The organism is Paenarthrobacter sp. YJN-5 (assembly GCF_015040095.1).
Taxonomy (GTDB): Bacteria; Actinomycetota; Actinomycetes; order Actinomycetales; family Micrococcaceae; genus Arthrobacter; species Arthrobacter ureafaciens.
The window spans coordinates 198,765-219,079 of sequence record NZ_CP053545.1 but is presented as its reverse complement, the minus strand read 5'-3'; the positions used below and the strand labels follow the sequence as shown (position 1 = coordinate 219,079).

26 protein-coding genes are annotated in these 20,315 nt (G+C 62.6%); 10 read left to right on the top strand and 16 right to left on the bottom strand.

Annotation, left to right across the window (positions count from 1 at the left end):
- Positions 1-62: 62 nt before the first annotated feature.
- Genes HMI59_RS22580 through HMI59_RS22570 form a run of 3 tightly spaced genes read left to right on the top strand, consistent with a single transcriptional unit; the run spans position 63 to position 1,860 of the window.
- On the top strand, positions 63-251 hold the full coding sequence (locus HMI59_RS22580) for a hypothetical protein (protein ID WP_193594346.1): 189 nt from the start codon (positions 63-65) through the stop codon (positions 249-251).
- A gap of 32 nt (positions 252-283) precedes the next feature.
- A complete protein-coding gene (locus HMI59_RS22575) occupies positions 284-733 on the top strand; it encodes a hypothetical protein (protein WP_193594345.1) in 450 nt (149 codons plus the stop codon).
- Entirely contained in the window at positions 730-1,860 is a 1,131-nt protein-coding gene (locus tag HMI59_RS22570) for a DUF4238 domain-containing protein (protein WP_193594344.1), read from the top strand. The genes HMI59_RS22575 and HMI59_RS22570 overlap by 4 nt, the downstream gene beginning before the upstream one ends.
- Positions 1,861-1,918: 58 nt before the next feature.
- Here the strand turns inward: HMI59_RS22570 and HMI59_RS22565 are convergent, their stop codons facing one another.
- Positions 1,919-3,058 (bottom strand): AAA family ATPase, encoded by a 1,140-nt coding sequence (locus tag HMI59_RS22565; protein WP_193594343.1) that lies wholly within the window; start codon positions 3,056-3,058, stop codon positions 1,919-1,921.
- Positions 3,059-3,187: 129 nt separating this feature from the next.
- Between HMI59_RS22565 and HMI59_RS22560 the strand changes: the two genes are divergently transcribed.
- The 3 genes from HMI59_RS22560 to HMI59_RS22550 all read left to right on the top strand — a co-directional run bounded on the left by HMI59_RS22560 (position 3,188) and on the right by HMI59_RS22550 (position 4,629).
- A complete protein-coding gene (locus tag HMI59_RS22560) occupies positions 3,188-3,865 on the top strand; it encodes a hypothetical protein (protein WP_193594342.1) in 678 nt (225 codons plus the stop codon).
- Positions 3,866-3,936: 71 nt separating this feature from the next.
- Positions 3,937-4,113, top strand: coding sequence for a hypothetical protein (locus HMI59_RS22555; protein WP_193594341.1), 177 nt, complete (start codon positions 3,937-3,939; stop codon positions 4,111-4,113).
- Positions 4,114-4,167: 54 nt separating this feature from the next.
- Positions 4,168-4,629, top strand: coding sequence for a hypothetical protein (locus HMI59_RS22550; RefSeq protein ID WP_193594340.1), 462 nt, complete (start codon positions 4,168-4,170; stop codon positions 4,627-4,629).
- Positions 4,630-4,698: 69 nt separating this feature from the next.
- On the opposite strand, the gene HMI59_RS22545 is transcribed toward HMI59_RS22550, so the two are convergent.
- From HMI59_RS22545 to HMI59_RS22535, 3 genes are all read right to left on the bottom strand, one after another.
- Complete coding sequence (locus tag HMI59_RS22545; protein ID WP_193594339.1) at positions 4,699-4,956, bottom strand: hypothetical protein; 258 nt, start codon at positions 4,954-4,956, stop codon at positions 4,699-4,701.
- Between the two features lie 105 nt (positions 4,957-5,061).
- Positions 5,062-5,460 carry a DUF4259 domain-containing protein gene (locus HMI59_RS22540; protein WP_193594338.1) on the bottom strand — a complete coding sequence of 133 codons (399 nt, stop codon included), beginning with the start codon at positions 5,458-5,460 and terminating at the stop codon, positions 5,062-5,064.
- A gap of 167 nt (positions 5,461-5,627) precedes the next feature.
- The gene (locus tag HMI59_RS22535; RefSeq protein WP_193594337.1) at positions 5,628-6,302 is read right to left on the bottom strand and encodes a recombinase family protein; all 675 of its coding nucleotides are present in this window, start codon (positions 6,300-6,302) and stop codon (positions 5,628-5,630) included.
- Between the two features lie 186 nt (positions 6,303-6,488).
- Between HMI59_RS22535 and HMI59_RS22530 the strand changes: the two genes are divergently transcribed.
- On the top strand, positions 6,489-6,833 hold the full coding sequence (locus HMI59_RS22530) for a hypothetical protein (RefSeq protein ID WP_193594336.1): 345 nt from the start codon (positions 6,489-6,491) through the stop codon (positions 6,831-6,833).
- A gap of 15 nt (positions 6,834-6,848) precedes the next feature.
- Here HMI59_RS22530 and HMI59_RS22525 read toward each other — a convergent pair whose 3' ends face one another.
- From HMI59_RS22525 to HMI59_RS22485, 9 genes are all read right to left on the bottom strand, one after another.
- Positions 6,849-7,634: a GIY-YIG nuclease family protein gene (locus HMI59_RS22525; protein WP_193594335.1), complete on the bottom strand. Its 786-nt coding sequence runs from the start codon at positions 7,632-7,634 to the stop codon at positions 6,849-6,851.
- 100 nt (positions 7,635-7,734) lie between these two features.
- Positions 7,735-8,019, bottom strand: a complete 285-nt coding sequence (locus HMI59_RS22520; RefSeq protein WP_193594334.1) for a hypothetical protein — start codon at positions 8,017-8,019, stop codon at positions 7,735-7,737.
- Between the two features lie 82 nt (positions 8,020-8,101).
- Complete coding sequence (locus HMI59_RS22515) at positions 8,102-8,593, bottom strand: HAD domain-containing protein (RefSeq protein ID WP_193594333.1); 492 nt, start codon at positions 8,591-8,593, stop codon at positions 8,102-8,104.
- Entirely contained in the window at positions 8,590-9,501 is a 912-nt protein-coding gene (locus HMI59_RS22510; protein WP_227471725.1) for a hypothetical protein, read from the bottom strand. Before HMI59_RS22510 ends, HMI59_RS22515 begins: the two co-directional genes overlap by 4 nt.
- Positions 9,502-9,842: 341 nt before the next feature.
- A complete protein-coding gene (locus HMI59_RS22505) occupies positions 9,843-10,814 on the bottom strand; it encodes an RNase H family protein (protein WP_193594332.1) in 972 nt (323 codons plus the stop codon).
- Positions 10,811-11,572, bottom strand: a complete 762-nt coding sequence (locus HMI59_RS22500) for a hypothetical protein (protein ID WP_193594331.1) — start codon at positions 11,570-11,572, stop codon at positions 10,811-10,813. The genes HMI59_RS22505 and HMI59_RS22500 overlap by 4 nt, the downstream gene beginning before the upstream one ends.
- Entirely contained in the window at positions 11,565-12,947 is a 1,383-nt protein-coding gene (locus tag HMI59_RS22495; protein ID WP_193594330.1) for a VWA-like domain-containing protein, read from the bottom strand. The genes HMI59_RS22500 and HMI59_RS22495 overlap by 8 nt, the downstream gene beginning before the upstream one ends.
- A gap of 41 nt (positions 12,948-12,988) precedes the next feature.
- A complete protein-coding gene (locus HMI59_RS22490; protein WP_193594329.1) occupies positions 12,989-14,272 on the bottom strand; it encodes a hypothetical protein in 1,284 nt (427 codons plus the stop codon).
- A gap of 183 nt (positions 14,273-14,455) precedes the next feature.
- Positions 14,456-15,562 carry a hypothetical protein gene (locus HMI59_RS22485; protein WP_227471724.1) on the bottom strand — a complete coding sequence of 369 codons (1,107 nt, stop codon included), beginning with the start codon at positions 15,560-15,562 and terminating at the stop codon, positions 14,456-14,458.
- Positions 15,563-16,145: 583 nt separating this feature from the next.
- Here HMI59_RS22485 and HMI59_RS22480 point away from each other — a divergent pair.
- The 3 genes from HMI59_RS22480 to HMI59_RS22470 are packed head-to-tail and all read left to right on the top strand — an operon-like array spanning position 16,146 to position 18,875.
- Positions 16,146-17,441, top strand: a complete 1,296-nt coding sequence (locus HMI59_RS22480; protein ID WP_227471723.1) for an AAA family ATPase — start codon at positions 16,146-16,148, stop codon at positions 17,439-17,441.
- 6 nt (positions 17,442-17,447) lie between these two features.
- Positions 17,448-18,413: an endonuclease domain-containing protein gene (locus tag HMI59_RS22475; RefSeq protein ID WP_193594327.1), complete on the top strand. Its 966-nt coding sequence runs from the start codon at positions 17,448-17,450 to the stop codon at positions 18,411-18,413.
- A 48-nt stretch (positions 18,414-18,461) separates the two neighbouring features.
- Positions 18,462-18,875 carry a hypothetical protein gene (locus HMI59_RS22470; RefSeq protein WP_193594326.1) on the top strand — a complete coding sequence of 138 codons (414 nt, stop codon included), beginning with the start codon at positions 18,462-18,464 and terminating at the stop codon, positions 18,873-18,875.
- A gap of 110 nt (positions 18,876-18,985) precedes the next feature.
- On the opposite strand, the gene HMI59_RS22465 is transcribed toward HMI59_RS22470, so the two are convergent.
- From HMI59_RS22465 to HMI59_RS22455, 3 genes are all read right to left on the bottom strand, one after another.
- Positions 18,986-19,165: a hypothetical protein gene (locus HMI59_RS22465; RefSeq protein WP_193594325.1), complete on the bottom strand. Its 180-nt coding sequence runs from the start codon at positions 19,163-19,165 to the stop codon at positions 18,986-18,988.
- 76 nt (positions 19,166-19,241) lie between these two features.
- Positions 19,242-19,826: a hypothetical protein gene (locus tag HMI59_RS22460; protein ID WP_193594324.1), complete on the bottom strand. Its 585-nt coding sequence runs from the start codon at positions 19,824-19,826 to the stop codon at positions 19,242-19,244.
- A 40-nt stretch (positions 19,827-19,866) separates the two neighbouring features.
- A complete protein-coding gene (locus HMI59_RS22455) occupies positions 19,867-20,199 on the bottom strand; it encodes a hypothetical protein (protein WP_193594323.1) in 333 nt (110 codons plus the stop codon).
- Positions 20,200-20,315 lie beyond the last annotated feature (116 nt).

Genomic DNA, 20,315 nt, shown 5'->3' with positions numbered 1-20,315 from the left:
GGACACACCGGACACAGCTGAGGGTCCCCCAGGGCCCGCGCAACCAATGTAAGGCTCAACCCATGAGCGAACTTAACCCCACAAAAGCCCGTCTCGTCCGTGTCGAAGGCCGCGAGGACGTCGGTGAAATTGTTGGCACCATAAATTTCGGCAACACCCGGACGATCCGCTGCCACGAGGTGTACTTTGAAGCGGACGGACTGTGCGCCGTCTATGCCACTAGCAAGGTAAAACCCGCAGAACAGGACTGACGCCGACCAGGTCTCCGTGACATGATGCCCGCATGACTAACACGCCCGACGACCGGCGCAGCTGGGCCAAAGGGTCCCTGCCGCTCGAGGCCGCCACCGAGTTATTGCTGCGCGGCTTCAGCGGCCGCTTTGCCGAGCCGGGCTGGCCCTGGGTCAGGACAGAAGACGGCCGGCCCTGGATCGACTTCGACTCGGTACCCGATGAGATAGGCGGGCTGTCCAGCGGGGAGCAACGGTTCCTGATGATCGCGGCCTCCTTGGGCGGGGACGACGTCCGGATCAGCCTTTCCGACGAGATGTCCCTGGACCGCACCTTGCTGGAGCTGGTTCTGGCCGCAATTTCTCATGCCGCCGGTACCCATCAAGATTCAGGGATAGTGGAGCAGCCGGACGGGTCGCTCGGATTCGAGCGGAAGGATGCCCTCTACTTGTGGCCTCCGCAGGCCCAGTCCTTGCGCCTCATCGACGGAGGCAAGCCTTGAGCGGTGAGCCACCAGTAACCGCGACGCCCAACAAAGAATCAGCCGAGGAGACATTTCTTCGGGATCTAATTCAACGTTCCCGCAAAAATGACGGCGCTCGGAAGCACCATGTTGTCCCTAATTCCTACCTCAGGCGCTGGTCCAAACCTTCGGGCCGAGTCCAGGTGTGCGATGTCGCAACAGGAAAGTCATACGCCACTTCTCCGGCCACTGCAGCTCGAGTCACTGACTTCTACCTGCTGGAATCACCAGATCTGGACCCAGACGAGATCCCGCCCGCGTTTGTCGAGAATCTTCTAGCACTAATCGAGGGCAGGGCTGTCCCAGCATTGGACAGCCTCTTGGATCTGGGTCCGGATGGCATTTCCGGACAGGAACGTGCCGACATTGCTACCTTTCTGGGTTTCCAGTCGGCACGAGGGCAGCAGACCCGAAATATGATCCAGCAAGTCGCTGCCGACATGTCCAAGTACCTTCACCCAGCCGGGACGGCGACCGAGTCCGGCATCAGGTCACTGCTAGAGACCACCAACCTGCCGTTGACCGATGAACTCCTGGCCGAGGTCCTGGACTTTCAGCGGGGCCTGCAGGATGGATCCATCATCATGCAGCCACAGCAGGCGGCACTGGTTGGGATGCCAATTTCGATGGCGATCGAGATCTCCGAACGCCTCTTCACGAGGCACTGGACCCTTTTCCGAACACGTCCCGTGCTGTCCACCTGCGACGAGCCTGTCATTCCAATAGGTGGTCCGGGGCATCCCCGCGATCGTAGGGCCGGCTTTGGCACCGCCCCAGTCGTTATCTTTCCGGTGGCTCCCGATGCGCTGCTCGTCATGTTCCTCGGCAAGCCAGCGCCGCTGCAACTGGCGGACCTCGGCCACGTGGAACTTGCCGAGATCAATCGCGAAATCGCAGCGGCGGCCAGTAGGTGGGTTATAGACCGAGAAGGGCGCAAAACAGCCCTAGCCTTCGACATTCCGCCGTGGCCGGATGCCATTACGTCCCTCGAAGAGGGACAGGTGGATGACACCGGGCGTGCGAAGCTGCTCCACGGCACATGGATGAGCAGGTGGGCCGCCAGTGATATTCCACCGGAATGGCCCGTCTTACGGTGGTTCAGATAAGCAGAGGTGGGACGCGAAACAGCCCCCGGAGTTATACCGGGGGCTGTTTCAGAGTGACCTACTTGGCGCCGACAGCTACCTTGTACTTCGTATTGCCGAACAGCTCCATGAAAGCCTCAGCGAAGCGCTTCGGGAGCCCGGAGACACCCTTCGGCAGGTTGTTCGCGAGCTTCTGAGCGGACGGGAACGCCACATCAGGCTTGCCGCCCTCAGCGCACTGTGCGAGGACGATGGAAGCTTTGCGCCACAGCTCCGCGTCACCGGAGAGGCCCAGCGCCGTCACACCCTGCACGAGGGCGAACAGACGGTCGGCGCGTTCGCTCTTCCAGTCGACCGAGACGGTCCCGTCGATGACTTCGGCCGGGTCGTAGAGGTCGGCGGCCGCGAGCCACTTGAAGTATTCGGTCGCGGCACCCTCACCGACAAGACCCTCGACGACCAGAAATGCAGCTTCTTCGTCGTAGCGGTCGAGCTGGGACAGGACGCTGATCACATTGGTCCAGGAGCGCGGGGAAGGCCATGCGCCACCGGCCTTGACCGGGTCTGTCGGCACGGGCGGGGTCATGAACTTGGAATTGACGTTGAGGAAGGCGGTAACGGCGGCGGAGACAGCGGCCTTGCGGGTAACCGGGTCAGCGGCCAGCATGTCAGAGAGCGGAATCGGGTTCGTGTTCTGGAAGCCGGTGCCGACGTTTTCGAGCCAGTTCTTGGTGTCGAAAACCCACTTGAGGTGCATCATGCGGTTCGCCATCGGAGCCGGGAGGTCGTAGGCGTCAACTGCGGTTTCGATGGGGTTCATCAGGGCGATGATGGAAACGGAGTCGTTGAGCTTTGTGTCGCCGACGTAGCGTTCCTGCACGACGCGGAGCATGCCCTTCATCGTGGACGGTGCGGACGTGTTGAACTCGTCGAGCAGGAGCAGACCTGCCTTGGCCTTGTTCAGGTTCTGGACCCACTGGAAGGACGAGTACTTGATCGCACCCTCATCTTCGATCATCACGCCGAGGAAGTCGGTGGCTTCACGGTTGGAACCGATGACCGTTTCCACGTGGCGGCCCCAGCCGGAGGTCGAGGACTCCATGGTCGCGGTTTTGCCCTGGCCGGGCTCGCCAATGACGCCGACGGGAACGTTGGCCTGGACGCCGGCGGCAAGTGCGCGCTGGAACGGGGAGCCGGGGAGGGTATTGATCGTTGCCATGATGTTCTCCTGAGAGGTAAGGGGGCGGTTGCCCGTTTGCTACCACTCATGTGTGCGGAGTCGCCGAATCCTCTCACCACACAGCGGCCAACTACAGTTGTGCCAACACGGCGAACCAAGGAGGCCAGGATGAGCGCGTTTGAGGACATGGTGAACGACCGGGCCGCCGAACTGTCCGGAGCCGCCCAAGAACAGCGAGCCCGGGATGATGCGCTGCGCGACACCTACGCGTCGGCAGCTGCCCTAGCTGCCCAGAACATCCGGACGGTGCTAGCAGACGCCTGTGGAGCACTGCAGCGCCGCGGCGTTCCCACCAGTCTGGCCGTCACCATAGCCGGTCCTGATGGTGCCCGATGGCACTTTGTCGCCGAAGCTCTCGGCTGGAACCTGCAGCGCGGCGGTGTCAATGCGTTTCTCACCGTTGACGGCCGCATCTGCATGGAGCATGGGCGCATGCAGATGCGGAACGACTTTCTCTCCACCACTCAGGTCCGGGCCCGATTTGAAAAAGCCACGCTGATCAAACCGCTCGTCAACCCTCATCAACTGGTGCCAGCGTCCGGCCAGGTGATAGACCTTCACGCCAGACAGGCGGCGTGGCTGGGTCCAGACAGACTCGTGGAAGCGATTCGCGGTGAAACCAAGGTGCTGTTCCCCATCTCGAGCTACTCAACCCTGGGCCTCGATTTCACGAAGGACGGGCAGGTCCTGGTTCACGACACGGACTGGGACACCGTTTCCTTCACACCCTTGGAAAGGTGGCTCGCAGATGCGGTGGGAAGCCTCATCGCGGAGCAGATAGGCTGACTGACAGGATCCACTGGCAGACAACATGGCTCAGCTATAGTGACTGAAACAAAGCATAGGGCGGAGCCAGAATGTCGTTTGAAGATCTGGTAGGTAGGCGCGTTGCCGATGCACAGGCTGCGGCATCAAGTCACGACGACAGGGAAGCAGCCCTGCGCCGCCAGTACGACGCCGCCAAGCCACAAGCCCAGGCTGCCTTCAAGGACACGGTCCGCAGCGCCCGGGACTACCTCGCCAAACACTCATAGTTCGACCTGACGCTGAGCGGAAGCATCGGCTGGTACCTCAATGAGCACGATGGCGTGCGTGCGTTCATCTCAGATCACGGCAACCTTCACCTTGGCAATGTCCACACACACGCCGGCAATTGGTCACCTGTTGGCGACCTCACCTCGCCAACCACAGCACTGATGATGGTCAGCGGCTCCCGCGGACCGATTAAGGAAATCGTCCAGATCAGCAACCCGGATAACGTCACGCCGCCCTCCGGAAAGGCAGTGACCCTGTCAACCTGGGGTGAAGCCGTCCAAGGTCCGTCCAACATGATCGATGCAGTCCCCGACGGCTACGGATCGCATCGCCCGTGGGAGCGGTGGCCCAGTCAGCAATACTTCTTTAGTGGCAGGGTCGACTTCGATGCCGAAGCCAAGCTGTGGGTGACCTACCAAGAGCTTGTTCACGACCGGACTTGCGCTGTGGCCTTCGATTCGTGGCTCGCCGACCGCATAGCCTGGCGCGTGATTACCCACCCTGCACCCGGTTGATTTCGGCGGAGTTGTACGCGGAGCGGCCCTCGCGGGTTGGACCAGGGAGGGCCGTTCGCCAGGCAATGCTCAGCCCATCAATCCGGCCGCCACATTGACACGCTCCACGCGGGTGCCCACGCTGATCTCCGCGGCCTGTTGGTAGCTCAGCTCGGCACGCCAGACCTGCCTCCCTTCCATCCATCGCCACTGCAAGGGCTTCCCTGCTTCCTGCTCCGCGGCAGCTTTTGCGGCATCAAGACTCGGCAGTGTGCCCAAGCGATCTACAGGGTGGACGGCATCACCGTCCGGAGAGAACCCCAGGTCCAAAAAATACATGGTCGTCATGGCTTACCTCCTTTGATACGAGCCCTCCCTGGTGGACGGCTTCTGCGCCATTGTTGGCAGGAACATGAAACCAAGTGTGGGATCTCGCGGGTGTCGGAGGGATTGCTACCCCAGAGCCGCCCGGAGCCTCTCGGACAGATCGTCGAGAGAGTCCTTCCACTCGGGTTCATCAGCCTCATCCCAAAGCTCGGCGAGCTCCGACTCTTCGCCGCCCACCCGCTCAACAGCTGTCAAAGCCAGTTGAGCGTCTTCGGCAGTTAGTTCGGCACCGTGGGCTGTCACCCAGGTTGCTACGTCCTCCGGGAAATCACCGTGCGGATTGCCCTGGGCGGCGGCGGTGATTTCGGCAGCCGCGACGGCGACGCTTCCGTCCGGTGCCTCTATGTAGCCGTCGGCCACCGCGTTGAGGCTTTGGCGGACGATGTCTGACCCGCCGGCTTCGAGGTCTTCCAACCAGTCCAGGGCGTCGTCATTCTCGAATGCCTGAAATCCCCATGCACCCATAGCTGCTCCTTCAACTGTTCCTGGCTTTTGCTTACATGTCCGTTGGTTCTGAATCTCGTGACTAAGGTAGCGGTCAGCCAGAGCTCAGGAGTGGAGGCACTCCGGCAGGCTAACCAACAGTGGGCGCCCCGTCTCGGAGCATCGATCAGACAGGATCGCAGGCATGCTCAATCGCGGGCGGGGAGCGGTGTGGTGCGCGCGTACTGCGATCTCCCCCGCCCCAGGGCAACCGGCTGTTCTGGATCCTGTGCCGGCGGTTCCGCTCCGCGCTGCTTCAGATACCTGTACAAGGTGGCCCTCGACCAGCCAACGGTCTCCGCCGCCCGGGTAGCGGTCTTGCCTTCGGACAGCAGCCGGCGGGCGACCTCCAGCTTGGCTTCCACCGTTTCCTGCTTCACCGGCTTTTGGCCAAACTTCACTCCACGGGCCTTGGCGGCCATGACCCCTGCCCGGACACGCTCATTGATGAGTTCCCGTTCGTACTCGGCCAAGGTGGCAAATAGACCCAGCTGGAGGCGCCCGCTGGCTGTCGATGGATCGATGCCGTCGACCAGGGACCGGAGCCCGATGCCCCGCTGCTGCATCTCGGCGACCGTGTTCAGGACGTCGATCAGGGACCTGCCGAGCCGGTCGATGCGATAGACCAGGACGGTGTCGTCACGCCGGGCATACGACATGAGGGCCGTCAGCCCGGGGCGTTCCTTCGCGGCTTTCGCACCTGAGAGCTGGTCGAAGTAGATGTGCTCCTCCGGCACTCCGGCCTCGATGAGCGCATCAAACTGCATCTGGCCGTGCTGGTCGGTTGTTGAAACCCTGACGTATCCCAGTAGTAGTCCTCCCATGCGCACATGCTAGACGCGGGGTGTGTCATTGTGCCTTGAGACCTTGTGAGACTCCCCCAGTGAGACAGACTTGGTGAGACACATCTGGCCGTAGAAACGCTCAAAGCAGGCCTGTGGGGAGGTTACTTATCAAGCTAGAGTCTGTGAGACTCCCAGAGAGGTTTGGTGGCTGAAGGAAGGCGGGCAATGCCTGGGGGCTTCAAAAGCGGGCTCGTCGTCGCGAACAGGTTCAGGCTTGGCACGCCTTGGGTCCTTCTTGTACCCACCGAGGACCGGCTCGAGTTCCGCCTCCGCCACGGGCTGGGCCGGTTCTTCGGCCCGTGGGTCCTGGACAGGGAGCACGTCGCGCTGGTCTGGCGGACCGTGCGTGGCGTGGACGCCTATCACGGCATCGGCATCCAGGTCAGTAACGGAGTTTGGTGGACCTTTCTGACCCACGACCCGGATCCGGTGCTGGACCGTTTGAAAGAACTCGGCTACCCCCTCGACCCCAAGACCCGCCATGGGCAGGGACGCTTCTTTGCCCGATGAGGTGCCGGGTTGTGCTCAGGAAGCCTTGGCCGCTTGTTTGCGCAGCTTGTGGATAGCCGCTGTGTGGTTCTTGGTCAGCCGGTAGTTCTTGACCTTCCCTGGTGGCATCCCCTTGCTGAAGACCCAGACATCCCTCATCCGCATCAGCGTGTGGTAGAGGCTCTTGGCGCTGTGCTGGCCCTTGAACTGAGGGACGATGTCGATGACGGCGCTTTGGAATCCCGGGTCGAAGGCCTTGGCGATCGCCAAGGAGACTTCCCTCGCGGCCGGCGTTGCATACTCCAGTGTCTCGACGTAGGCGAGCACTTCATCCGGGTGGAGGTCACTGCCAGACACGGTCGTCCGTTGGCCGTCAGCCGGCAGGAACTGGGCCTGCCACGCGAGCAGAACGGATTCCTTTGGTGACGGGAGGCTGAGATGGCGCAGCGTGGTCTCACGGGGTTCGGAAAGATATCCGGTGTCCTGGCGCACGATCCTCCCGCCCCGAACGATCATCGTGTTCGTCAGACGGTACCCGGCGCGCCGGAGCCGGACGATAAGGTTTTGCTCGGCTTCGCTGGCAATCTCGGTCCGGACCAGGCCGGCGATGTAGACACGCGGAGGTGTCCCGAATCGGGCAACGTGCCAGGTGACCATCTGGTGGTTGTTGAATCGCTGGGTCAGGCCCCGCGCTTGCCCCACGTAGAACGGTTTGGACGAGTAGCCGGGGATGTTGAACATGAGCACGTAGATGTACGTCCACCCGGTTACCGCCTTCATCCCCGTCGATGGTGGGTTGATGAGCTCGTAGGCAAATGGCACGTCATCAGTATCAGGTATCCGCCGGCCCCAAGCCCACTACAGTGGGACTCTCCTTTCCCGTGCCCGCTCGGGCAGGCGAATTGGGGTCCTGCAGGGACGGTCAGTCCGGCAGGTGGAAGAAGGTGGCCGGATCGTCCGCGCCGAGCAGGTCATGATGGAACGGGATGGCGTCCACCGGCCGGGTGTCCAGAAACAGGACAGCCACCTCGCGGGAATGGATCACGGTGTGGCGGATGTCTTCCGCCACCCAAGAATGGATCCCCGTGAAGTCCTCAACGAAGAATCCTTCACCGAGCAGGCCTCGGTCGTCGAGGAGGACGTAGACAAGATTCCAGGCAAGATCCAGCAGTTCGTGGATCGCGGCTTCAACAGTTGGAGCTGTCATGCCTCCATGCTCCTCCCAGGGTGCGACAGGTTTAGGGACGCGCCCCCGCGTGTCAGATAGGGAAGAGTCTGCGGGACTCGGCCTACGCGCCTCGGCTCCTGAATGCCTCGACCTGCTCCACGTATTCCTCGGTCAGACCCACTGCGGGGTCTGGCCGCACCAGACACACTGGTTGGTCATACTCTTCTGACCAGGCCACGGCGTCCGAGCCCAGGACATCATCGATCCAGACGACCGAGTCCCAGCTCGTCTCCCCCGCAGCCTCCATCCTGACCAGCCAGCGCTGCACGCTGCGCAGCTTCGGGGTCGGTACGTCGCCGTCGGCCTGCCGGAAGACCATGGTGACCCGGAGGGGCTCCGTGTTCAATTCCAACTGGGCTTCCAGTCTGGCAACCATGTCGGCCGGCCACGTCGAAACCCAAGCGATGGGTCCGCTGTGGGAAAGGCGGCGGACCAGGGTTCGCTTCATGTCCGACAGCCGAGGCAGCGGCCTGTCGATTCCTCGTTGAGGATTGAGCGCCGGATTGAGGACTCCGTCGATGTCGAGAAGAATCACTGGTTCCAAGAGAGTCATCGAACTGACCTGAGAGTGTAGGTCTTCTCGATTTGGCCTTGGCTTTCCTGCCCGCGCACCTGCCAACCCCACCAGTACGTCCCGATGTGTTTGCCGAGCAGAGGTGCATCTTCAGTGAAGGTCTTGAAGTGGCCGCGGGCGAGGTGTCTCCTGACCGTGCCCTTCTCCACCTGTACTCCAGGAGCTCCCGAGGAACGGCGGACGTTGCCGTCGATAATGACCTCATGGAATGCGTCGCCGCTTGCGAGCGAACCCTTAGTGGCCCTGCCCGCACCCCGCTCGCGCAAGCTAACGTTGCGGCAGTTCATCAGGGCCAAAGCGAAGAAGACTCTGTTGAAGGCCTCGATCTCGGAAACCTTGTCGGCGTCTCCGGCCTGGTAGTCACTGACCACTGTCGTTTTCAATTCTCCGAAGGGCCCTGATCGCAGTCCGCTCTGATAACCCAGCAACTCCACAGCTACCAAGAACCCTCGTCCATCCATGCGGAACCGAAGCTCTTGTTCGAGCCGGGTAGCAAGCCCGTCAGCGTCCCGCGTGTATGCCTCAATGATGTATTCGTGGTCAGCGCCGGTCCAAGGCTTTGCCATGAAGTTCGTCCGGGTATTGCTGTGATGGACCATAGCCCCCATCCTTCGGACGTTGGGACGGGACGGCAGGCCGGCGGGAAGTTCGGCTTCGATCCACAGGGACTCGGCTCCCGGTTTCACGGGGCCCATATTTTGGAAGAAGGAAGGGTCGTCAATTCCGGCTGGCAAGAACTCCATCATTTCCGAGGCGTCGACCATGAGCGGGGTCCCGAAATCCGGGGTGTCCAGATAGATACTGATCTTGGCGCGGTAGATCTTGAAGTGCCGCCGCCATTTCTCCGGCATCCGCTTGGTGTTGAAAACCACGTCGTTCTTCATCATGCTCTCCTGTTGCCGCAGCCTCCGGACAGTCTATGTGGCGGCAGCGCCCGATCCCCCTGGACACGTCCACGTGAGCGCTCCAGAGGTGACGCCCATGACATTATCTAGGCTCTGACCAACGGGTCCGCGGCTGCCGGCACTGGGATCCTCAATGTCGAAGCTCCGAGTCCAGGCACCTGAAAGGGCCATCACCGACCAAGCGGCCATTGCAGTTGCCGGGAAGATCCTCTCCATATTTTCCTTCGCGGCTAGGAGGATGACGGTCGTCTACCAGGAAACATGCGTAGTTTCCGAACCTGCATGTGTCACTGCCCGCACATCCTTGGTGCAGCCTTTTACCGTTAGGACGCAGCCTTCACCTGGCCGCCTCGGCCAGCAAGCCACTCCGTGAGAAGGACGCCTTTGGCGTCCTGGCGGATCGAGGCGATCATCCGGGCGTTCGTCACGTCGTCGACGCCCATCTCCCGGTTCCGGCGGGCCAGGACGGCCAGCCGGTCAGCCAGCTCGTTGAGCGGGTGTCCGTTGTGGCCACGGACCCACTCGTAGGAAATGTTCACGCCGCGTGCCGAGCCCAGGATGCGCTTGCACTCTGCAACCGATTCGGTGTCATCGAACGGTTGCAGGTGGCCGGTGGCGACGCGCTCCAGGACGTCCAGTGCCGCTTTGGAGTCGGTGAGGACCTTCAGGTCACCAACGCCTTCGCGCAGGACCGGGTGGTGACCCAGGGTGGACTGCAGTCCGCGGCGGATGGCCGCAAGTTCGCCGGCCCGGATGCCGCCGTGGGTGGACACAGACGTGCAGGCGCCCAGGATCGGGTCCGCGCCGTTCGAGTAGGCCAGGACGTAACCGCACCCGTTCACGGACTTGCCGCGGCCGCGGGAGGAATCGCAGGCAAGGACGAGGCCGGAGACCAGTCCGCGTTCGACTTCGGCAACGGCTTCGCGGGCTGCGGCCAACGCGGTCGGCGGCGCCGCCAGGTCGGTGATGGGCAGACCGGACTTTGCGCGCAGCAGTTCCGCCGTTGCCCAGTCGCTGGTGAAGACCTGGGATGGCGTTTCCCCGGTGCGCTTGGCGATCCGTGCGACAGCCTGGCTGATCTGGGTGGCCACTTCCCTGTTTGAGGGGTTGGTCGCCTGTCCATCGCCGGGGCCGGAGACGATGAAGTCTTTGCCGTCGATGATGGTGTGCACGGCCCAGCGGCACAGGTTTGGCTGGCGGTCCACCAGGACAGTCACACCATGGCGTTCATTCACGGCCACGAGGGCTGGGACGAACCGGGACACCGGCGGTGCCGGCATGGGAACGGCGGTCACGTGGTACCTCCGGCGATGTCCTTGAGGGTGATCGGCTTAAGGCTGGATTCGATGCGTTCCTGGTGCTCCGGCATGGAGGCCACGAACGCCATCAGCTCCCCGGGCGATTCGAACTCTTGGTTCTGCAGTTCGTGCATTGCGTGGTGGACGCGCTGCTCAAGGGTGGGCATGACGGCGAAGACGTCGGCGGCTCGGTTGATCAGGTCTGCATCGGGGTAGGCGTTGCCGACGTCAATCTTGAACATGCCAATAGGCTCGAACGGGCTGGACCCTCGCAGCACGCGGGTCCAGATTTCGGCCCGGCGGGCCCATTCGGCGGTCGAGACTCCGGTGGGGCGCTGCTGTTCGGTGTCTTCCTCGTTCCAGTACGGGTAGTAGTCGCCCAGTTCCAGTTCATCGATTTCGGTGGCGATCGCCGGGTGCTTGGGGAACATCAGCGCGTACAGCTCGCCGGTTTCGGGGTCGTCGGAGACCGCCACGGTGACGGTGTTCAGGTGGCAGGAGTGTTCGCCGGCGAGGATCTGGCCGACATGGACGGCCTGGGCCTGGACCGCGTCGAAGATGACCGACTCCGGCCGGGGAGTCCCGGCCAGGTCGGCTGCATCCACAGTCTTGGCGACAAACTCAGCCACCTGCTCGATTTCGATGCGGTCCCGGACCGGCGCCAGTGCGGTGCGGAGGCGCTCGGCCAGGGCCAGCAGGTCGGTGCCCGGGTGCAGGCGGTAGCCGTGCGGGACGTTCAACTCGAAATCAGTCATTGTCCTTGACCTCCACCAGATGCGCCCATTCGGGAACGTTGTCGATCCAGTGCTGGGACGTGACGTTGACGAGCAGGATGATAACCGGGACGTCCGGACGCTCGGTCGGCCACCAGGTTTCACCGTCGGTGGCGATGATGATGGCCGAGGGCTTCTTCGGCAGGGACAGAGCGTGTTCGATGGCCTCGCCCATGTCGGTGCCGCCGCGTCCGGCGATCTCCGTGATGGAGTCCTTGCCGGTGAACTTCTTCGACTGGTGGACCATCGTGTCGATGTCCGAGACGATCAGGTCGTCGCCCTTGATGCTGAGCTTGCGGGCAATGGCGATGACTTCGTTGGTCGCAACGGCGAGGTCGTGGTCGCTGACCGAGCCGGACGTGTCCCGGTAGAAGTGGATCGATGGGATCGGCTTGATGTAGCCGGGGGCGATCACCTTGCCGATGATGCGGCCCTTGCTGTCGGACATGGTTTCGTTCATCCGGCGGCGGTTCCGGCGCTTGTATGTCGCGTCGTGGTAGCCGGACTTGTGGGCAACGGCACGGCGGACGTGGGAGGCCAGGACGCGCTCCCATGGCGTCTTGGACGGGGTGAGAATCTCGTCGATGATCTGCGCGATACCTCCGGGGACAGAACCGATGCCGTGCTGTTCCTGGTGCTGGCGGACAGCGGAGGCCGTGGCGATGCGGACCAGGTTCTTTTCGATTGCGGAAGCCGCTTCGGCCTTGCCGCCCAGGGTTTCGTCGTCACCGAGTTCGTGACCGCCCTTGCGGCCACCGGCACCAGAGCCACAGCCCTTCACCGGGGTCTGCTGACCCTGGCCGGACTGACCCTGCTGGGGCTGACCTTGGCCGTTGCCGGGGCTCCCCTGACCGGGTTGGCCCTGGCCGCCCTGCTGGCCCTGCTGGGGCTTGGGCTTGTTGCCCTGCTTCTTCCGCAGGACCTCCATGTAGTGCAGTGGGGTCTGGTAGTCCGGCTCACCGATCATCGAGGCGAACACACCGTGCTTGGCGAGGGCATCACAGCCGGCGTCCCGCAGGTCATCGTTGATGGCCATGTCACCACTGACATTCCACATTTCGTGCTCGTCGTCGGAGACACCGGCCATCTCGGCCAGCATGGAGTGCTCGGCCAAGAGGTGGGAGCACTCGTGCAGCAGTGCCTCAGCGCCGAACTGGGCACCCATCGGGATGACCTTGTCGAAGTTGATGTAGCAGCGGTGGCCGGGGTCCACACCGAACGTATCCACGGCACCGGAGTTGACCGGGCGGAGCGAAAACATCAGCGAGCCCATGTAGGGCATGATCTGCAGAGCCGTGGCACGCCAGGCCTGAAAGTGCAGCATCTGTTCGTCTGTGGGAGCGGTGAGGTTTCTCATGCCCATAATGTGTGCGGCGACGAGGGCTTCCCTCTCCAGGTCTAGCCAGCCACCATGAGGCCGTTCACGGGTGCTGCTCCGAGAGCTTCGTAAAGAAAGCCGTCGAAGTCCTCACGGAGAACCGATTTCACGGGATACCAGACACCCGTCGAGCCTGGCTTCCACCTGTGACTCGAGGACAAGATAGTCCGACCGTTCATGGTTCGCTCAGAGAGACGGGCGCCGTCAGGGTTCCATGAAACGCTATAAATCGGTGAGAGCGGTAGCGCGCGACCACGGATCGAGCGAGGGCGCTGCAGACCCTCGCTGATATGTGCGCCCATTTCGTCCTGGGCAAGGAGCAAGACCGTGTCGTGCATGAGGGCGCGCGACGACTGACGGAGGATCCAACGCCGGGCTCCCGTCGGAAGGACGGAGCGGCACCCGTCGCCGTCAATGAGTCCATCGATGAATGCCTTACGGATGGCAGGATCACCGTGGGTCAGGATGACGTCTGGGATGTGTTTCTCCTGTGCCCTGCCTCCACAGTGCTCCTTCAACCAGCGCCCAAAAACGACGGCCCCCAAGGTAACGGCACAGGCCTTTTGGCTCGAACTATAGGACCTGCTCGCTGTGTACCCGAGGCTGGCCGCTACGGACTCCAAACGATCCATGATTTCGTCCTCTTCGCTGGACAAAGAGAACCTCACATTTGGAGAAGAGTCCCCCTCAGCGACGTACAACCCGATAAGCCAGGCGGTGTCACGGTTTATGGGCAAAGTCTTGACTGCTCTGTTTCCGAACGTCCCTCGCCCCAAGGAATCCTTGCCAGAGCGAACCCATCTGCTCAGGTCAATTTCTGACGTCAACGTCTTCGGCTCCAGGACTGGCACACCAACAAAGTCGCTGTCGTCAACTTCGGAAGCAGTCTTTTCAATCGGGTCAAGCAGGACGATAGGGTGAATACCCTTTTTGTGCTTTCTCGAACGGACAACAACCCCCTGATGCGGAGCGGCCGTTACGGAGCCGGCCTGAGAATCAATGCGCACTACCGACCCTGCGTAACGTGTGGCGACGCCCGAGGCCTCGATAGCCGCGTTGCCAGGCATAAGCGCCCCCGCGGGGAATCCGCGCGTTGGGCCCGTGTTTCTCATGCCCATAATGTGTGCGGCATCGGCCCTGCACCTCTTCACCCGCTGAACCGGGTGTGCCGGGACTCTGACCGGCCCGCGGAGGCCGGCTACTCCGGCCAGTAGCACGGCTGGCCCTCTGACAGGGAGGCCGCCGGTGGAGTCATCGCCGCGGAACACGACGGTGTACGCCCGGAGTTCCTCGGAAACCCTCAACCCAAACCGGTAGTCGACGCCGCCCAGGTGCCCGAGGTCTAGCCAGAAGCGGTGTTTCAGAGCAATCTTCGGATTGCCAGGACCGAGGGGACGGTCTTCTTCATGGTGCTGCTTCCGTAAAGGACCCCGCCCCTGCCGGTGGGTTATGACAGCCGGTGGCAGGGACGGGGTGGTCAGTGGGGGTTAGTCGGTCGTCGGGGCTCCGGCGAGCATGACGTCCAAGGGCACGTCACGGCCGGTGACCTTCTGCACATCGTCACCGAGCCAGCGCTTGTTCTTGGGTCCGGCGCCGAAGGATTCAAAGACGCCGTCCACGGCGTACAGCTTTGCTTCGAGCTTCCGGGCCTTGGACACCATCAGCAGCCCTGCCCCGCGTGCGGAGGGCTGGGAGAACACCGCGTGCAGGGCACCGTCGCCGAAGCGGAGAGCGCGGAGGTCAACTTCGACCATTTCCTTGCCGTCGGTAAGTCGGACCTTCTTGCCTTCCTTGAGTTTGAACGGGGAGGACACCGACGCGGAGAACTCGCGGGAGTCCGAGTTCATCGGCACGATACGGCACGCTTGGCCGTCGATAACGTGCATTTCGAGCAGACCGGGGTCGATGGTCCGCAGACCGTTGGCCTTGGCAGAGTAGCCCTCCAGCATCGAGTACACGTAGCAGTCGTTTGAGATACCGCCCCAGGCAGCCTGCTCCATGATCTTGCGCTCCATTTCCTCCATGGACTTGACCGCGATCTCATATTTGAGGGCTGCAGGCCTTGCGCCGGCCTCCGCGAGGGCAATGAGGGAGCGCATCGTGAAGGTGATGGAGGGGCCCTTGACGCCGAAGGCATCGGCCCAGTCATCGAGGCTGGTTTCGTTCAGGGTGTCCGGAAGCCAGTAGCGGCAACCGAGGGACTCTGTCAGCACCGGCAGTTTCAGGGACACCGGTAGTCCCCGGCTGATGCGCAGCCGCCGCCCGAGTGCCTTGAAATCGTTGGACGGCAGGTTGTCCGCCATGACCAGGACTTTCGCCCAGGTCTTGGCGTCGGAGACGACAGTGCTGGCCATCGGTTCGATAATGGCCTTCTCGAGCAGGTCCGGGGTCAGCGGCACGGCGGGCGCTTTCAGAGCCTGGTACTGCAGGCCTTTACCGCGGGAGTAGATCATTCCGGTGGCCGGGAGGCCCAGGCCGGGGAAGTCGGAACGGTCACCGGGACGTCCGTCGACGGACGCCATGGCACGGGCGTTTGCACGGTAGGCGGCGAGGATGTCTTTAGGGGAAGTGGGGGCTGTAGCAATGGCTGTCATGACTCTTATGTGTGCGGCGGCGTCCGGCCCGCTCACCGGTCCGGCGGCCAGGATCCGGGCCTGCACAGCCCTCGTGCCACCCCGCCGGGCCGTTCAAACAAACCCGCCGAGAACCCGCCGAGTGGTCGGGCGGGAAAATCGCCGGAATGGCGGGGAATATAGGGCCCCTTACTACTACTACTCTACTTAAACGACTTAAAAGATAGATATATATAAGGGGCCGCTAGTTCTCTCCCTAAGAGGCTCCTGCTTTCTAGTAAGAGAGCACTTTTCTTCCATATAAGTCCGTACCTCCCGCGGCGTTGTAGGTCGAGTGAGGTCCCGGCGAACAACAAAAACCGCGCCAGTACTGGGATCCGGGGCCGTTTTCCCGCTCTACCACCGGCAGGTTCGTCTCGGAATTTGAGGGTAGATCCGGTGGGGCGGTCCTCTGGTATAAAGCGGTGAGAGACGGGCTGTTTCAATCCACGTGATAACCTGAGGAACGACACCGGCCTCTTAGAGACGATGGTTATCACGTGAGGTCCTGAACAGGGCCCGTGACCCGGTGAGCGCTTTCAAATTCTCCGCACACATGAGGGGCATGACTTCCCTCGGAATTGACCTCGCAAACCTCGGCATCGAGCCAATCAACGACGTTCCGGAGCAAACACCGGCCGAACCCGTCAACGACGGGCGCACCCTGGTTGTGGGCTCGACCCTCGCCAAGGCGCTCTACAGTGTGTGGTCTGGTGCCCCGATCACGATTGTTGACTCCCCTCCAGGTGCCGGAAAGACCACCCTGGTGGCCCAGGCTGTTGCCTACCTGCGGGAGCGGTCCAGCCTGAAGATCATCGTCGCGTGCGCCACCCGCCGCGCCGCCTATGACATTGCCGAGCGGATCGCCGCCGAGCTGGGTCCGGACAAGGACGGCCACCCGCAGGTTGCCCTGTCGGTTTCCGGCATGGAGCCGCCTATCGGTGTTTCCCGTGGCGGTGCGGCCGCCGGTGGCAAGAACATCCCGGTTGTGCGCACCATCGCCTCCTGCAAGACCTCCAACCGCCCCACGTGCGACCTGATGATTATCGACGAGGCCTACCAGGCGACGTTCGCTGACGTGTCCAATGCCTCCGACGAAGCCCAGCAGATCCTCATGGTCGGTGACCCAGGCCAGATCGGCCCCGTCGTGACCGCTGACGTGTCTGCGTTCCGCGGTCGTGAAACCGCTCCCCATATGCGGGCGCCGGAGGTTTTCGCGAAGATGAAGAACGCCGAAATCCACTCCCTCGACACCACCTACCGGCTCGGCCAGGAAACCGTGGACGCCATTGCTCCCCTTTATGGTTTCCCGTTCTCGTCCTCCCGACCGGACCGGTACCTGACCGACGAGGACGGCAACCGGGTCTCCGAAATCGTGCCGCTGCTGCTGGACCCGTCCCCGACGTTCGATCACCTGCCGACCCTGGTCAAGGTCGCCGAATACGCTGCCGGCCTGATCGGTGTGGAGCTTGTCGAGTTCGACGAGGACGACCAGCCGTTCACCCGCCCGCTGGTGGCCTCCGACATCGCCATCGTCGTCGCTCACAACGCCCAGGCCTCCGGCATCACCGCGATCCTGCGGACTCTGAAAGCCGAGGGCATCCACGTGGGAACTGCGGACAAGATGCAGGGCGGCCAGTGGCATGCGGTGGTCGCCATGGACCCGTTCATCGGTTACACCTCGGCAGGCTCCCACCAGCTCTCCCCCGGCCGCCTCTGCGTCATGGCGAGCCGCCACATGACGCACATGACATGGGCTTTCACGGACGGCTGGGAGGAGGCGCTGATGGACCCGGACATCGACCAGACCGAAGCTAAGCTCGGCCGCCGGGTCCGCATCAAGCTGACCGAAGGCGCCTAGCGACCAGTGGCCGTAGATAGGGTCCATTCCGGCGGCCCACGACGCCGGACAACATCGGAGTTCGTAGCCCTTGCCGTAGCCAAGCACGGCAAGGGCACCTACGACTACAGCCAGGCCGACTACGTCACCGCGCACGTGAAAGTGATGATTGTCTGCCAACGGCATGGTCCCTTTACCCAGTCTCCCAACGTACATCTCAGAGGTGCAGGGTGCCCCGCCTGCGGTTACGTGCAGAGAAGCCGGTCGCAGGTATTCGACCGTGAATGGTTCGTTGCGGAAGCATCCAAGGTCCACGGCGACCTCTACGACTACTCACGGACGACATACCTCGGACGGTTCTCCGGCCTGACCATCGAGTGCCGCCGCCACGGACCCTTCAACCAGCTGGCCAGCAACCACTTGCAGGGAAGCGGGTGCCCCGCCTGTTGGCAGGCGAGAAGATCCGACGCCAGGCAGGTCTCCATGGAAGATTTCTTGTCCAGGGCACACGCAACTCATGGTGAAGGTCGTTACGACTACAGCGCCGTGGTTCTCGGACGGATGGCGGCGCCAGTGATCATTTTGTGCCCCAACCATGGTCCGTTCCGGCAGCGTCCGCACAAACACCTCATGGGCGACGGTTGTCCTGTCTGCGCTGAAAGTCGTGGGGAAAGAGAGGTCCGCAAGGTGCTGACAGCCATGGGCATCGACTTCGCTTCCCAATGGAGGCACCCGGCCCTTCGTTTTCACCGGCCGCTGCAGATCGACTTTGCTATACCGGAACGCAAAATCGCCATCGAGTTCGACGGAGAACAGCACCAGCGGCCCGTCCGGTTTAGAGGCATCACACAGGAGCGGGCCGAGCGCCAATTCGAGATGATCAAGAAGCGGGATGCGGCAAAGGACGCCTGGGCCGAAGAAATGGGGTGGACTCTGATTCGCCTCAAGAACGTCGAGTCCGTAGGCGATGACCTCGCTGTCGCACTGGGCTAGTCTGCACCAGCGGCCAGGGACTCCGCTGTTTCCGCACACATTCATGCCATGACGACACCGAAGCATCTCTGGGAGTACGAGCACCCGTATTACTGCGAACACGGCAACTTCTACTCCCGCGGTCTGGCCACCGGGTACGAATCCTGGGCCGAATTCACCCAGCCGGTGGAGTACGACCGGTCAGGACCAAGGCTCACGCAGACAGGCACGCTGCTGCACAGCGGGGACCCGGACCTGAATTGCCTGTTCCGCTGGGACTGGCGGGCGATGCACCTGGAGTACCCGGAGGACTACCCCGACGGGGCCGAGCAGCATTACCTCGACCTGTTCTTCATGATGCAGGGCAAGCCGTACAACCAGTCCGTGCGGATCAAGGTTACCCCCGAGGACGAACCCGCGATCCGGGAGTGGCTGGCCGGCCGCGCCCAAACCATGCGCGCCATGTGGCAGCCGTTCCTGTAAGACCCAGCCAAAAGTAAAGCCCCGCAGCCACGGCGACTGCTGGGCGTTTTCTGAACCCGGGCACGGGAAAGGCGGCACCGGTCTGGTGCCGCCTTTTGGGAGGTTTCGAGCTACTTGACGATCCGCAGCTTCGGGCTGCGGAGCCGGAGCATGACCCCGGGCTGGAGGAGGAAGACAGATGGCAGGGCCACAAGGGCCAGCAGCGAAGCGCCGTTGAAGACCGGCTGGCTGACGCCGATGGCGAGGCAGGTTGCGAGGATCAGGATCTGGAGTGCTTTGCGGGTTCTCATGACACCGATGTGTGCGGCGCCTCACACCTTCGTCACCGGCAAGCTAGGTGGGGGGCCTGTGGTCCCGAGGCAAGCCTTATTGGAGCCGCTTGCTCTCCAGGATGTCGACTCTCCAGCGACTACCGACCCATTCCAGCCGGCATGTCCACCGATGCACCTCACTGAGGCCCTCATACACGATGTTTGTCTTGTACAAGTCACCTACAAGAACGTCTGACTGGATGGTCTCATTGCCGCCGCCATGCGGTTGCTGACTGATCAGATCCTTGCATGTCTTCAGCCCGTTTGCCTTGGTCTTCTCCGCCACCGGAGAAGTGGAAGACGGCGAGGGGTTAGAGGCGATGACCCACACCCATCCTGCCGCCACACCCAAGGCAACCAGGATCCCGATCAGGACCTTCATCGGAGCATCCACCCGCTTACGGCGTGGGCTCTTCGGAACAAACCATGTCACCTCGCTCATTGGCACCTGCCGGGAGGGCTCCTGCGCCGGCGTCCCGGCTGGTGGTTGCCTTGGCGGGATCGGCTGGCCAGTTGCCCGGTCGATGACCCGGACGCCTACCAGCTGGGTGAGGGGTAGGGTCTGCAACCACTGGCCGCCGTCCCAGTAGCTCGCCACGTCGGGTCGGGTCCGATCCCAGTACCAGGCTGCAAAGTTCATAGCGTCGCTCTCTTCTTGAAACCCGGACTGATGGCGCCGGTCATGAAGTCCTGTCCTTGATGATCTGTTTCAGGGTCTCGTCATCGGGGCAAGGCTGATCGTCGAACGGGCACCGCCCCTCGGCCAGCGACTCAGGACCGCCGACAGCTTCGATGCACATCGTGCAGATCACGTTGGCTTCCATCAGGATGGTCGGGTCGGGGTCCTCATACCCGCATGCAGCTATACGCCATTCCAGGTCCCGGCAGCAGATCAGGTGCGCCAGTTCATCCGGGTTTTCGTTCAGCTTGAACTTGGCCTCCCAAGCGGGCACCCGCACCAGCTCCATCGCCCCGCCGTCAGCCAGCGTCGACGGGTCACTCTTTGTCTCCATGGTCTCCCCCATTCAGGCAACATCGTACCCAGCAGCGCGGGAAGAAACCGGGAGGCAGCAATGCTGTCGAGCAGACGGGGCGACCCCTAGGGCAGGCCGGAAGGGCACCTAATCCG

Coding starts and splice junctions, on each gene's coding strand:
- HMI59_RS22580 (WP_193594346.1), top strand. CDS start 63: ATGAGCGAACTTAACCCCACAAAAGCCCGTCTCGTCCGTGTCGAAGGC.
- HMI59_RS22575 (WP_193594345.1), top strand. CDS start 284: ATGACTAACACGCCCGACGACCGGCGCAGCTGGGCCAAAGGGTCCCTG.
- HMI59_RS22565 (WP_193594343.1), bottom strand. CDS start 3,058: ATGGCAACGATCAATACCCTCCCCGGCTCCCCGTTCCAGCGCGCACTT.
- HMI59_RS22560 (WP_193594342.1), top strand. CDS start 3,188: ATGAGCGCGTTTGAGGACATGGTGAACGACCGGGCCGCCGAACTGTCC.
- HMI59_RS22555 (WP_193594341.1), top strand. CDS start 3,937: ATGTCGTTTGAAGATCTGGTAGGTAGGCGCGTTGCCGATGCACAGGCT.
- HMI59_RS22545 (WP_193594339.1), bottom strand. CDS start 4,956: ATGACGACCATGTATTTTTTGGACCTGGGGTTCTCTCCGGACGGTGAT.
- HMI59_RS22540 (WP_193594338.1), bottom strand. CDS start 5,460: ATGGGTGCATGGGGATTTCAGGCATTCGAGAATGACGACGCCCTGGAC.
- HMI59_RS22535 (WP_193594337.1), bottom strand. CDS start 6,302: ATGGGAGGACTACTACTGGGATACGTCAGGGTTTCAACAACCGACCAG.
- HMI59_RS22530 (WP_193594336.1), top strand. CDS start 6,489: ATGCCTGGGGGCTTCAAAAGCGGGCTCGTCGTCGCGAACAGGTTCAGG.
- HMI59_RS22520 (WP_193594334.1), bottom strand. CDS start 8,019: ATGACAGCTCCAACTGTTGAAGCCGCGATCCACGAACTGCTGGATCTT.
- HMI59_RS22515 (WP_193594333.1), bottom strand. CDS start 8,593: ATGACTCTCTTGGAACCAGTGATTCTTCTCGACATCGACGGAGTCCTC.
- HMI59_RS22510 (WP_227471725.1), bottom strand. CDS start 9,501: ATGATGAAGAACGACGTGGTTTTCAACACCAAGCGGATGCCGGAGAAA.
- HMI59_RS22500 (WP_193594331.1), bottom strand. CDS start 11,572: ATGACTGATTTCGAGTTGAACGTCCCGCACGGCTACCGCCTGCACCCG.
- HMI59_RS22495 (WP_193594330.1), bottom strand. CDS start 12,947: ATGAGAAACCTCACCGCTCCCACAGACGAACAGATGCTGCACTTTCAG.
- HMI59_RS22485 (WP_227471724.1), bottom strand. CDS start 15,562: ATGACAGCCATTGCTACAGCCCCCACTTCCCCTAAAGACATCCTCGCC.
- HMI59_RS22480 (WP_227471723.1), top strand. CDS start 16,146: ATGACTTCCCTCGGAATTGACCTCGCAAACCTCGGCATCGAGCCAATC.
- HMI59_RS22470 (WP_193594326.1), top strand. CDS start 18,462: ATGACGACACCGAAGCATCTCTGGGAGTACGAGCACCCGTATTACTGC.
- HMI59_RS22465 (WP_193594325.1), bottom strand. CDS start 19,165: ATGAGAACCCGCAAAGCACTCCAGATCCTGATCCTCGCAACCTGCCTC.
- HMI59_RS22460 (WP_193594324.1), bottom strand. CDS start 19,826: ATGAACTTTGCAGCCTGGTACTGGGATCGGACCCGACCCGACGTGGCG.
- HMI59_RS22455 (WP_193594323.1), bottom strand. CDS start 20,199: ATGGAGACAAAGAGTGACCCGTCGACGCTGGCTGACGGCGGGGCGATG.